We start from the raw sequence: 12,826 nt of genomic DNA, 5'->3' as shown, positions 1-12,826 counted from the left end.
CGTCTCTACATCAATTTTTGCTTATACCAATTCAATTAGTGATTGCAACACATCGTTGGGTAAAGTAAAGACGCGATGAATCGCGTCTCTACAAGTGGTCTATTTTTTGCATTCTTTTTTCCTCGTTTACAGTGTTCCTGGAAGAACGGGTTCTCCGGCAACATCATCTAAGCGGATGCTGCCTAACAAATTTCGCCACTCTGCTTTCAGGGCTGCATCTTGAGGATTTTGTTGACGCAGTTCAGCCAATGTTGTCAGTGCCTCGTACCATATCCCATTTTGGGCATAGATAGCATAGCGCTTTATAGGTTCTGCGGTTTCTATTTCTTTGACTGTTGGTTGACTCAGATTAACTCGTTTTATTACCCCTTCAACAAAAGTTGGGGGCGAGTTCTTTTGCTTGTCACAGTTAATGGTGAAAAACCAACGGTATTGTTTATCTACTGCTAAACCGGGTGCATTGCTAGGCAAAGAAACGCGGATGACTCCTGGCTTATCTGGGAGAGCGATCGCTTTTTTGTATACCTCGTTATCGTCCTGGTCTTGCAACACAAATTCAACTGTATATGGCGAATCTTTGGTATATGGGACATAGAAAAACCAACTTGGATGTTCTACTGTTGTTTGTCCCCAGACATTAATTACAGAGTTAGCTTCCTGAGTAAAGGGCACTAAAGCAGTCAAGTCAATTTTAGTTGTAGGACATCCAGGTTCTCCGCGCTTCGCTCCACCACGAACGCGACCTCCAGGAGGGGAGCCAGCTGGAATTGGAGGTTGATTAAAGGTTTTGGCTTGAGCAAGGATCGTTTTAGCATCAGAGCGATTAGGGGTTGGTTTCGCTAGTACTGGAGTCAGACTAGCTAATAAACTTGTACAGCTAAAAGCTACTACTAACAACAGTTTTATCGGTTGTGAATTTAAATTCATAGAAACCTGACCTCATAGGATTTTAGATTTTAGATTTTAGATTGGGCACAAGAGGCAGAGGGGCAAAGGGAAAAAACTTACTGCAACTGCTCCCCTGCCCCCTATTCCCCATTCCCCGCCCGCACTTTTGTTTTTGAATTATTATAAATTGACATCAAAACCCCCATAGCTACCAACGATAAAGCCGAGGGTACGAAAGGCACCCAAGCACCCGAAATGAACAGACCAAAGCAAAGTAGATACAAAAGGCTAGAAGTAACACCGATTGCCAATGCCAACCAGGGTAACGAAAGTCTGCGCCAAGCTAGGACTCCCCCAATCAAAGACCAGCCCCAAATCCAGGCGACCTCAGCCCACCATGACCAAGCCCGCAGCAAAGGCCGCCCATCCTGGACTGCACCAAGGATCTGGCTGACCATGTGAGCTTGTACCAGTACTCCTGGCATTTGCTCATCTAAAGGAATGCCATAAGGTGTAGGCCAGGTGTCTGGAGAATCGCCCTTTGCAGTCACACCAATGAGAACAATCCGGTTTTTGATGGCGTTGGGGTTAATTGGACTAGATAAAAATTGCGTTAGCTTTACCTGTTCGGCTATTTCTTTTGAAGAACGATAGTTGAGTAAGATTTGACCGCCATTAGCATCAATATTTTGATAGCCACCAGTACGAGACTTCAGATTTGGAAAAATAGTCTTACCCAATTGCAAATTTCCTTCAGGGGTGAACTTTGTTTGAATTCCTAAAGGGTGTAGATAAAGGGATGCTAGTTGTAAACTGAAGGAATATGGAGCAGAACACAATGATGTCGTCTCCTGATTCATGAACAGAAGATGCCGACGAATAACTCCATCGCGATCGTGAATAAAGTCACTGAATCCCAGATTTGCTTCAGGGATTTCTGGTGGCCCCTTAATGCCTTTGATATTTCCTGAGCGATCGCTCCCCTTGCACACGCCAACCAAGTTCTGAGTTTGCTGGAGACGAGTAATTAAATCTGGCTCTTTGGCCTGAAAATCACGGTAGACATCCAATCCGATCGCGCGGGGTTGGTATTGATTCAGTTTTGCTAAGAGTTTATTGAGAGATTTTTCGGAAATAGAAGCTCCGATCAAGGACTCACCATTTTGTCTTTGAGTCGCTAAATCGTCATCGTCAATTGTGATGATCAAAAGTCGGGGATCGAGTCCTTCGCCAGGGCGCGATCGCATCATTAGGTCAAAGGCTTGAATCTCTGGATTTTCTAGCAATCCCACCAATCTCACGCCAAAAACCAAAGCTGTAACTGCCAAGCTGGATAATACAGTTCTCTTAAATCTGCGTCTGTTAGACAAAGGTAAACTTGCTTGCTCTTCCTCTTTAGATTTTGTATACCTTAATTGATCCCAAGTTGGTGGTATCTGCGCCGGATTTTGGCAAATTACTGGTAGCCAAGTCGCACAAGGAAATCTATCCTCAAGTCCTTGCAAGCGTTCCCGCGCTTGGCGTACCGCTTGATATAAAGACTCGCCACCAGCAAAGCCTTGGAGAAAATATTTTAAAAACTCCTTCGCAACCTGGTCTGGGACGGGTTCGCGCATGACAATTATTTGAGGAATTTGCAAATCAGCCAATTCTCGCGCCAACCCCAATCCATCGCAGGAGTTGAATATAGCTAATTGCAAACCGTTTTCAATGGCTTTTTTGAGAGCGTACTTTAACTCGCCAATGGTCAGACTATCAGTTCTATTCAGGTAAATTCGTCCGCTTTCTCCATTTTTGTTACTGGAACTGTGTCCGGCAAAGAAAAGAATATCCCAGTTTTTTCCCCAAAGATGGTCAGTGAGTTCCTTACGTTGTGGTTCTACCAAAAAGCTCACCTCTGCGTTACTACACTGTTGCAGTAAAGCTCGATCGGCTTGGGTGTCAATCCCTTTACTATTGCCCACAATTGCCAAAATATTGACTAATTGATTGAGAGTGTGTGGCTTGTGAATGCGATCGTAAGATGGTGAAGAAAGGGCAATTTCAGCTTTGGGATAGCGTTCTAACAAGTCCCACAGATGCCAAGGTAATAGCTGCAATTGGCTATTTTCTGTTTGCAGAATCACCCGTACTTCGTCACTGGACGATAATCTCTCTAACCATTTTTCCCTCAACGGGCGAAACTCCTCTGCTCGCAGCCAGGTATTAAAGCGTGCCCGCAAAATATGAGAAGCGTTTTCGCAGTCTTGCACCATCGATACATTCGTCACCTGCATTTGGTCAGCATGGAGGCGATAACGATTGCCTATCTGCCGATAACTAGACTGCCAATGACTATAATAGAGCGGCATTTCCGGGAATGAAGGGAGCCTCCCGGTGATTTCGGTTGTAGCACGCTCGTGTTCTTCACCAATTTGGAGGGTGACAGCAAACCCCTGCTCAAAACTACCCTCTCCAAATTTGATCGCCACTAATTTACCCATAACCGTCGCTATTTCCCCATCCAAGATCGTGCCCTGTTCTAATGTCCGATCGCAAGCTTCACAAGCGTCTACAGATTTTTTCAAAATCCCCAAAAGCTAGCTGGGATTTTTAATTTTCAATTAATGAATTATCACTTAATAAATTACCGACGAAAGAAGGAAGATAGCTACATATTTCAAATTCGGAAATATTCGGTAATACTGGTATTATCCAAGGCTACCCTAACACTAAATTGCTCTGTAGGTTCACCACGAAACTGCAACTGAATGTAGTTGTCTAATTTTCTAGATTGAGCGTCGAGAAATATTGCTCCTGAACTATCTATAACAGTGAGATGAACTCCTGGTGGCAAGTAGATTTGATTTCCAGTGGCGTGCAATTGCAGATGAATATTAGTTTGTCGATCTTTTTCGGGGCTGATTTCCACAATCAACATTACAGGTTGGTTGTGGATTTGGATACCTAAATCAATCACTTTTGCCCGTTTAGTAATTGATTCTGGTTGTTTGAGGGTATCTAATTCCAAAGTTTCAACACTGCGAAAGGCATAAGTTGGACTGAGTTCCGGCACGTTCCACAGCGATTCAATAGTCTCCCAACCAGTCTCAAATATACCAGCAAACCATTGACTCAAATTCACTAATGAATTAAGTGGGGATTGATGCAGTTCCCAGATGTGGTCAATAAACGCTTCCAATGGTTGTAGTTGTGCTAAAGGAACTGTTTCAGTTGCTACAGTAGGAATAAAACCAAGCAGCCTTGCTTCTTCGAGCGATTCATCAAATTGAACTATTAAATAACCCACCCGTTCTTCCCAAGTTTCTGGAGGAATAAAACATATCTCCTGATGCAGATGGACAGGGCGACACTCCAGACGGCCAATTGAGGGCACTTCTAAATCAGCGATATCCCCACAAAGACGCATGATGGGGTTCCAACTGTCACTAGCTTGAAGATCGGTAGGAATATCCATCATCTGCAAGTAGTCATTCACCACCCATACAGCTAAAGTATTCAGCCGGACTTGCTCTGCTTTTTCAAGATTTGGTTGCTGGTTAGCAAATTGCTGGGCAGTTATGCGGGCTGTTTGGGAAATCGGCAATGTTAAAGCGAAATCATCTAGCTGATAGGTGGAGTTATTCATAAGTCAATTTCTAGGGATCAATGCTGCTATGTATATATCACCCGCATTCAATAAATTTATGCCACAAAACTGAATACTGGAAAAAGAGAATTGGGGACTGGGGATTAGGTAAAAATATCCCACAAAATTAAAAGATTGTATATTGCAATGATCTAGAGATAGAGATTTTGAGTATTTATACTTTTATCAAGATAGCTTCAAGCTGCTAAAAGCTGCTTATCAACTAGCAGATAGATTGCCAAATTTTGAGCGGACAATTTGAGCGTTCAATTACGAAGATTGACTCTCCAAATCACAACCAATTACCAATTAATACATAGGCAGACCAAAAGCTTGGCGCTCTGTAGTTGGGATGTTTTAGCAGTTGTAGTTGGGCACGATGGACTGCTTCGGCTTTGGTGATCTTGCCACTCTTAAGTTCTCGATAGAAGACACTAACAAACATCGCTGTTGATTCATCATCAATTTGCCACAGGGAAGCGATGGTACTACGTGCCCCAGCTCGGACAGCTGCTCCTGCTAGACCGAGTGCTGCACGGCTGTCTCCTGTTGCTGTCTGGCAAGCACTCAAAACCAATAACTCTACTACGGTTTTACCCTGACTGCGGAAGAGAGTATCAAAATCTTTGACATTGATCTGACCATCGAAATCTAAAATAAAAGTGTCTTCGAGGCGGGAGCTAAACTGACCGTGGGTTGCCAAATGCACTATGTTGAATGAAGTAGCACCAATTTCACTTTCCAAATTCTTTTTCTTAAAATCGCCATCCAGTAGGCTGGTTGTCGAAACTCCTGCTTTCGCAATACCGTCAAATTCAGATTTGATCGCCAGCAATGGTGCAAATTTGGGAAATCCTGGCGGTGGCTGAGTCAGTCCTGCGGTTAGCGCTCTCAGCTGCTGTTTTACCAACGGTTTCGGGTCGAGGAGTTGTAGACCGACACTCAGGGCGATCGCATATTTCTCTACTAAATATTGTTTACCATCGTAGAGAGCTGCCATTGGTAAATTGCGTAATGGCCCATCTAGGACGAACACTAACGTATCGACGCGACTTTGTTGCAGTTGTGACTCAATGGGTTTAAGTAGCCAGTTGTAAACTTGTTGCGATTGGGTTTGGACGATCTTAGTAGCAGTTGGATCGACAAGATTTCTTCGCAGTTCTATTAAGAGTTTCTCTACTTCTCCTTGGGAAATTTTGGTACTGTAGCTTTGCAGAGGTTGTGTAGGAATTTTGACAATTACCTGGAGTTCGTCACGAAGAATAATTGGATAAAGGATGGTAGCCTTGGAATTATCTTTGTCTACTACTCGATCTAGGGTTACTTTCTGACCTTGCAGACAAGCTTCCTGAAAGAAGTCGTCTAATTCGGCTAGTTGGAGTGCTTCAATTCGCTGACGTGCTTTCTCCAATATTTTTTCATTTGGTTTTCCTTTTTGAGATTGCAGCAGTAACTCTACTGACTGGCGGTAGACGGGTTCTACGCTGTCTCGGAAGTCAAATTGCACATCCTGGTTCACTACATCTTTATTGACTACTAAATCTCTGCGGAGAGACTCAAGAGTGTCTACAGCAGCATCATAAGCGGCGATCGCACCATTAATATCTTTTTGTGCCCAAAGCAATCTACCTAACTGCCACTCCAAGCTATAGGTAATTTCTGGTGCATTGCTACTCTGCGCCAAAGCTAATCCTTGCCGGGTCAAATCTTGCGCTTCTGACCACTGTTTGGTTTCTTCATACAAGCCGCCTAAACTCTTCAGAGCATAAGCCTCTGCCCGTTTGTCCCCTAAACTGCGGGATTGCTGAATGGCACTAGCGAGTAATTTTGCTGAGTCTTTTGTGCTTAATCCTGAGTAAAAAGTTTGACTTGATGCTTGCAATACACCACTATTGACTTTTGCTAAACTTTGTGAAAAGTTAACCTGAGCGTAAATACTCGCACGGCTGAGGGGGAGTTGCTTGAGGCGGGACTGAATCGACGGCAAAATAGTTTGCACCTTTGCCCATTCTCTATCTTTAATCAGTAGTCCCAGGTGATTGAGTTGTGCCTGAACTTTTGTCAGGGGTGAGGGAGATACTGCGACTGTTTTTTGATAATAGGCGATCGCCTGTTCCTTTTGGTTTTGTTTACGGGCATTATTCCCCAAGCTGAACAGACTAGCCCCAATATCAGCGCTTGATTGGAGATTTTGAGCAATTATCAGACTTTCTTCTAATGCTTGGCGTGACTTTTTCAAATCGCCCAATACCAAAAGGGCATCACCGAGCGATCGCAAACTCACTGTCTTTTCTAGAGAATCTGGTTGAGATTTTAACGTCTGACTTATTCTATCGAGTGTTTTGAACGCTCGCGGGTAAAATCCTTGGGTGCGCCACGCCTGTGCTTGATTGATTAGTGATCGCACCACACCACTTTGATTATCTGCTTGTTTGTAAATTTCTTCTGTTTGCTGCCAAGTTGCCAAAGCTGCCTCAGACTGTCCCATTGCCAATTGCAGACGACCTTGAATATCTAATGATTGGGCAAATATTGGCAAATTTTGGTTTTTATCCAGTCCTTTGAGTAAATTTAAGCTTTCTGTAATTGCCTGCTGCGCCTGACTCCATGCACCGAGTTGCTGGTAAGCGAGGGAAAGATTACTCAATGTGACTGCCAGTGCAAGGCTCTCCCCTTGCTGGTCACTGAGCAATGCCGAAGTGTGCTTATATATTTGGACAGCCTGTTGTAACACTTCTACAGCTTTGGCAAAGTTGCCATTACTGTATAAAACTTTGCCCTGCTGTAGGAGTGAGGCGGCATCAGTGGCCACAGCCAGCGATATTATACTATTTATTGGCAATTGGGATAAAGAATTGATAGAGCTAGGAACTTTTGCTAGCACTGGTGAACCGACAATGCATAGCAAAGCGATCAGGAAGTACAAAGGCAAACGTAAAAAGTGAGTTAGGGAGGTAAGCCAGCGAACCCTGCTTTTAAACTTTAGAGAATTCGCGCCAAAAATCCTAGTTGTTTTAGCCATAAGCATGACGAGAGGTAGGTGATAACCAGAAACACATAGGATGAAATATTAGGCTACCAGGGTAATGTTACCATTCCCATTCCTCACCAATCTTTGAGCTTCCACAATTTTCTTATTTATGGCGATCGCAGTGAAACTTGATTAGCTATAGTTAAAAGGCGATCGCGAACCTTAACCAAAAACCCACCGAAACAGCACCAATCATAATAATCCCTCCAATTCTGCAAACTTACGCAAACGCGGTAAACATTGGCGTTGATAAAAACTGCTTAATGTCGGAATTGACAACCCAAATTCCTCAGATAAATCTTTCCAGCTAACTTCTGGGGGTAAGCGTTTGAGAATTAACACCTGACAATTCACATCTGGACGCCCTTTAATGTAAGTACCGCGCAGTTCCCCATCCGAATCTGTCTTCGCCCATATCTCCAAGTCTTCCAAAATTGGAGGTGCTTGGGGGCTAGCCGGTAGATTATCTACAGGATCGATGGTTTCACTTGTTCCACCAGATGTAGACTGACGAATTCTCAGAGGGACTGTTGTGGCTTGTTCTCGGTTCTGCTTAAGGTAAAAGTCTTGTAGTCTCCGTTTTAGGTAAGCATTCAGCCACGTGATCACACTGCCATAATTGGGATCGTAGATTTGACCTGTCAAACCTTCACAAACATTGCGACAGAAATACAACCAAGTTTGTTGTAGTGCGTCTTGATAGTAGGGAGTAGTTTCCCTCCAGAGTCTACTTGCTGTCAAGCGAATAATTTGCGTGAGCAGCTTCTGACGCTGAGGGCTTCCAGGTTGGTGTCCACAGGCTTCTGTAACTAAGCGGCGTAGCTGTTCATCGAATTGAACCATGACAATCTTGGCGAAGAAAGCAAGAATATCTTAGTATTGCGTATAACAACACCCGAAAGAATTACCTTTCGTCAAGATACTGGATCTTTTTGAAAATCACTCTCTTTAATATAATCCCAGCCAGGATAGGACATTTTCCCACCAAGAATATCTCAGATTACCTACACTCAATTTCATTTTGTTGCGAATATCTTGGATTTTCCAGTTGGTTAGTTTAGCTAGAGTTTGCGCCTCTTGTTCAAAACGTTTGGGTAAAGACTGCTTATATTGTCTACCAGCCTGACATTTGAGTTCCCCTTGGAACGGATGTTGTAAAACATAGCGTCCTTGAAAAGATTCACTGTTGGCAGTTTGTTGAAATATCAAGTCTTCAGGGAATTTGTCGCGGGTATAGCGAACATGCAATCGAGAGATGAAGACGTTACTTCTAGGAGAGGGACGACGAAAGCTGGGGGGTACTGGCACATTACTTGTAGAATTATCATCTAGCCAAAATACACCCGCTTGCTTGAGTTCTTCTGGAGTCAGGGGTTCGGCAGAACAAGGATCGCAACTACCCATATCCCAAGCGTATTCTAAAAAACCAACTTTCCTGTCTTCTTTGGTGTAGATAGTTTGAAACATGGATTTGTAGAATTCACCAAATTCATCTTTGACAAATAAGGGAATGTTCGCGTCGGAAGGAATTTTTACCGTCCGATAGTTAGTGATTTCTGCCTGTCCTTGGGGCGAGAGAATGTAGACAATCAAATCCTGCTCTGTCTTAGCATTGATCATGCCTAAACGAATTGGCAGCATGAATTTAGGCGATTGGTAGGAAATTTGTAGTGGACGGAGAAACTGGTAGCCAGATTGCTCGAATTTATCCAAATTGACTTTAGCAACAAAGAATTTCATTGAGGAGCGAATGTAAGGCTGAAGTAACTGTTTCGCACCTCTGGGGATTTTGTAGCCATTGCGTTTTAGCCAAGTTTCCAATCCACCAGATTCTTTCGCACTGAGGATCAAAATATCGTATTCGCCAACGTTAAAACGTGCTTCAACCGTCACACCCAAACTAGCATCGTCCCTTGCACCCCCCGCTTCACTTCTCGCTGCTGCTGGTGCTGGTGCTGCTGATAACTCTCTATCGTAAACTGGGGCACAAGGATCTGGGTCGAAATATTCTACCAATCGCGGCGCACTAAAAGCATCTAGCCGCTCGATAATCTTGGTTTCAGTGACGCGAACTTGTTCTTTTTGCAGCACCGTTGGCACTGGTACTACCATTGCAAAATCTTTGACTTCGCCTTGAAAATCGTTTGCCATTGTCATGATAGTGCGATCGCCATCCCGCGCGATCGCTACTTGAGAAGCTTTGTTATACAGTTTTGTATCAGCTTTGGCTACATAAAATCCACAAAATGCCCAAGCTGCGGGGGCAAAGCACAAAACAGCTACAATTGCTAACAATAATGGTGTTAAAAGTCGAAAAAATTTCATTATTTTATACCTCTATATTTTATTAGTGCTAGAGAATAGAGACGCGATGAATCGCGTCTGTACAAGAGTTAGGAGTGCTGAGTTAGAAGTTCTTCCCCTGCTTCCTCATCTTTCTCTTGCCAAGCAAACCTTGGCGCTAACCAGAGAACATCTAGCAGGATGCTCAAGGGTGCAAGGGCAAATAGTGCCCAGAAAACTGCTGTGGAAACAAAGAAATAATTTCGCAGGATAAAAGTCAATCCGGCGATGCCGATTGCCCAAACTACACGCCCAATTCGGGAATTAGGAATCGATCGCGGATCTGTAATCATAAATAGGGCGAACAGCAGCAAAGACCCGCTCATCAATCGATGCCAGTAAACATCCCAAGTCCAACCCAGCCACAAATTGCGAATAGCTTCCAGCAAAGAGTAAGAACCCAAAAAAGCTGCTGTGGTGTCCCAACGACCAATGCGCTGCAAAATCATGCCACCAGTGCCGAGAAATAATAGCCCATACCACCACTCTTCACCCCATTGTCCCGGCGAAACCCAAGCATCGGGAGTGAGAATCAAGGCAGATATGATGCCAAAGTTGGCGGGATTGAAGAAATGTTTATCGCCAACTTGAAAGATAAATTTGCTGACAATCGCAAGTGCTGCGGCTATTGCCATTGTCGTCCAGTGGTCAGCCCGCAACAGTAAACTGAGTCCCAGTGAGGTAATTAAGGCACTGCGAAAATTTGGGCTTTGTCCTACCCTGCGGGAAGCCGCTAGGGCGTCTATGTCATTTACTAATGACCAATGACAAGTGACTAATGACAATATCCATTGAGTTGCTAGACTTGTGGCGATCGCTACCCCAATCAATTCTGGTCGCAGCGTCCAATCTCGTGTACCGATTCCCAAAACTAGGAATAAGCCGAGAAATAGTATTTGATAATCTCGTATATCTTTGAGCAACATTACCCTTTTATTCAGGGATTCCCCGTAGATTTCTCATCAATTTAGACGAGTGCTAGGAAAAATAGCATTACTGTTACAGATTTTGTTACAAAGCATCCCAACTCTCCGCATCTTCTTGGTAAAAGGGAGAGAGGTTTAGTATAAAAGTATGTCACAAGCTCATGAACTCAAATCAACCCAGCATCAAACACACTTATATTGACGGTCAAGAAATCTTATTCCCCAGCCAAGAAGACTGGGACACTTTGCGATTAAACCCCTTGATTGATGAGATGCCACTGGCTGTTTTAGATTTGCTTTGGCCATGGCTTGAGTTTACTCAGAAATACCCTGAGCTTCACTTGGGGCTTGGAACATATCGATGAGGAAGAAGAAATGGATGCCATATATTTTTGTTGAAATAGAATCAAACTTCCAAAGAGTCCACTTGGAAACATTAGCCTGTAATTCTTGTAATTGGCGAGGAAAAACAGCTAATCCTATGCTTATCGATCCATATTTTGGAGATGGAATCAATCAAGATCATTTCACTCTTATGAGAACTGCTGAAAGATATCCTGTGCTTCCTTGCCCCTCCTGTGGCAATCGCTTACCAAGGCATCCAATTTGGCTAGAATATTGAGGCATTGTATGCGATGTCTACGACGGGCTACGCCTACGCAGTTTCCTAAGCAACACCTACAAAAAGTTGTCAGCAGCAGATAAACGCAAAATGCAACTAGCTCCCCTGTTCCCAATTATCTACCGCATTCTCCAGCCGAGTTTTCCCAACTGTCTTTGGACTGGAAATTCTCATGCTAAAGCGATCGCACTCACATTTGACGATGGGCCCCATCCGCAATACACACCCGAAGTCTTGGCAGTGTTAGATCGTTACAAGATTACAGCAAGTTTTTTTTGGTTGGGTGTTTGCGTCAACCGTTCACCAGCCATTGCTAAAGCCGTTGGCGATCGCGGACACTGGATCGGATTGCATGGCTACGATCATCGCTCTTTTCCCATGCTTTCCCCAAATGACCTGAAGGACAGTTTAGAAAAAACCCAAATTGCCATTTATAATTCCTGCAACCTACAACCTCAACAAGTGCGAGATGTCCGCCCGCCTAATGGTTTCTTTACACCTGCTACTTTAAATTTTTTTTCTCAGTGGAATTACCGCCCAGTAATGTGGAGTGTTGTCCCAGAAGACTGGGTATGTCCAGGTGTCACCACCGTGGTACAGCGAATTATGCAGCAGGTGAAAAATGGTTCAATAATTGTTTTGCATGATGGTGCTTGCGGTGGACAAGATGTTGCTGCCACTATTCAAATTCTCATTCCACAACTGCTACAACAAGGTTATGAGTTTGTGAGTGTTGATACTCTATGGCAGCAAACTAAGACCAACTAAAAGATTAGCCTGTCTTAAATAAAAATGTGGTGCTAGTGTGTTTAGTACTCAAAGTTAGCGATCGCTTATTTAGATATTTTGCATAATTTGGCAAATGTTTATCTGCGATTACGACATTGTAGTGGATAGCGCTTACCCCGCCATGTCGTCCAACCATCTGCTATTTTAGTACTACTGTTGTATTTGAGATACCAGTTATCTTGTTCTGCACCTAAATAACGAATACCTAAATCCTGTTTTTGTCTGCTGGAAAAACGTTTTCCTAGAGGAACCCAGGCACTACCGTTATCACTAAACCGCCCGACGAGACGGACACCAGAACTAGTAGAGCAAACATCACCGTTACAACTAGTTTGTGGATCATCGACTACTTTCCACTGCATTTTCGCTGGTCTACCGTCAATATTACAATCCCAGAGACCAAAGAACCACTCACCAGCAATTTGACTGGCTTTAACATGACTAGATGCCAATACCAAACTTGCAGGAACAATCGCCAAACCCAAAAGGCATTTTGTGATATTTTTCATAATGCTTCACCAATTCCTTAAGCTAATCTAAACTTTTTATTCACTTATACTTTCTATTCACTTATAGATATCAGTATTACTGTTTATGCA

9 protein-coding genes are annotated in these 12,826 nt (G+C 43.6%); 1 reads left to right on the top strand and 8 read right to left on the bottom strand.

Going from position 1 to position 12,826, the window contains the following annotated elements; translation table 11 throughout:
* Positions 1-126 precede the first annotated feature (126 nt).
* The 7 genes from V7K61_RS26260 to V7K61_RS26230 all read right to left on the bottom strand — a co-directional run bounded on the left by V7K61_RS26260 (position 127) and on the right by V7K61_RS26230 (position 10,816).
* Positions 127-927 (bottom strand): DUF928 domain-containing protein, encoded by an 801-nt coding sequence (locus tag V7K61_RS26260; RefSeq protein ID WP_335057933.1) that lies wholly within the window; start codon positions 925-927, stop codon positions 127-129.
* Between the two features lie 101 nt (positions 928-1,028).
* Positions 1,029-3,371, bottom strand: a complete 2,343-nt coding sequence (locus V7K61_RS26255; RefSeq protein ID WP_335057986.1) for a CHASE2 domain-containing protein — start codon at positions 3,369-3,371, stop codon at positions 1,029-1,031.
* 176 nt (positions 3,372-3,547) lie between these two features.
* Positions 3,548-4,516 carry a DUF1822 family protein gene (locus tag V7K61_RS26250; protein WP_335057931.1) on the bottom strand — a complete coding sequence of 323 codons (969 nt, stop codon included), beginning with the start codon at positions 4,514-4,516 and terminating at the stop codon, positions 3,548-3,550.
* A 292-nt stretch (positions 4,517-4,808) separates the two neighbouring features.
* Positions 4,809-7,544: a CHAT domain-containing protein gene (locus tag V7K61_RS26245; protein ID WP_442936365.1), complete on the bottom strand. Its 2,736-nt coding sequence runs from the start codon at positions 7,542-7,544 to the stop codon at positions 4,809-4,811.
* 195 nt (positions 7,545-7,739) lie between these two features.
* Entirely contained in the window at positions 7,740-8,390 is a 651-nt protein-coding gene (locus tag V7K61_RS26240; RefSeq protein ID WP_334716183.1) for a sigma-70 family RNA polymerase sigma factor, read from the bottom strand.
* Positions 8,391-8,495: 105 nt separating this feature from the next.
* The gene (locus tag V7K61_RS26235) at positions 8,496-9,872 is read right to left on the bottom strand and encodes a DUF2330 domain-containing protein (protein WP_335057927.1); all 1,377 of its coding nucleotides are present in this window, start codon (positions 9,870-9,872) and stop codon (positions 8,496-8,498) included.
* Positions 9,873-9,940: 68 nt separating this feature from the next.
* Entirely contained in the window at positions 9,941-10,816 is an 876-nt protein-coding gene (locus V7K61_RS26230) for an RnfABCDGE type electron transport complex subunit D (protein WP_335057925.1), read from the bottom strand.
* Positions 10,817-11,528: 712 nt separating this feature from the next.
* Between V7K61_RS26230 and V7K61_RS26225 the strand changes: the two genes are divergently transcribed.
* A complete protein-coding gene (locus V7K61_RS26225; protein WP_335057924.1) occupies positions 11,529-12,206 on the top strand; it encodes a polysaccharide deacetylase family protein in 678 nt (225 codons plus the stop codon).
* A gap of 98 nt (positions 12,207-12,304) precedes the next feature.
* Here the strand turns inward: V7K61_RS26225 and V7K61_RS26220 are convergent, their stop codons facing one another.
* On the bottom strand, positions 12,305-12,736 hold the full coding sequence (locus tag V7K61_RS26220; RefSeq protein ID WP_335057923.1) for a DUF6006 family protein: 432 nt from the start codon (positions 12,734-12,736) through the stop codon (positions 12,305-12,307).
* Between the last annotated feature and the right edge of the window lie 90 nt (positions 12,737-12,826).

Source organism: Nostoc sp., from assembly GCF_036918015.1.
Taxonomy (GTDB): domain Bacteria; phylum Cyanobacteriota; class Cyanobacteriia; order Cyanobacteriales; family Nostocaceae; genus Nostoc.
This window is presented reverse-complemented; position numbering and strand designations above follow the sequence as displayed.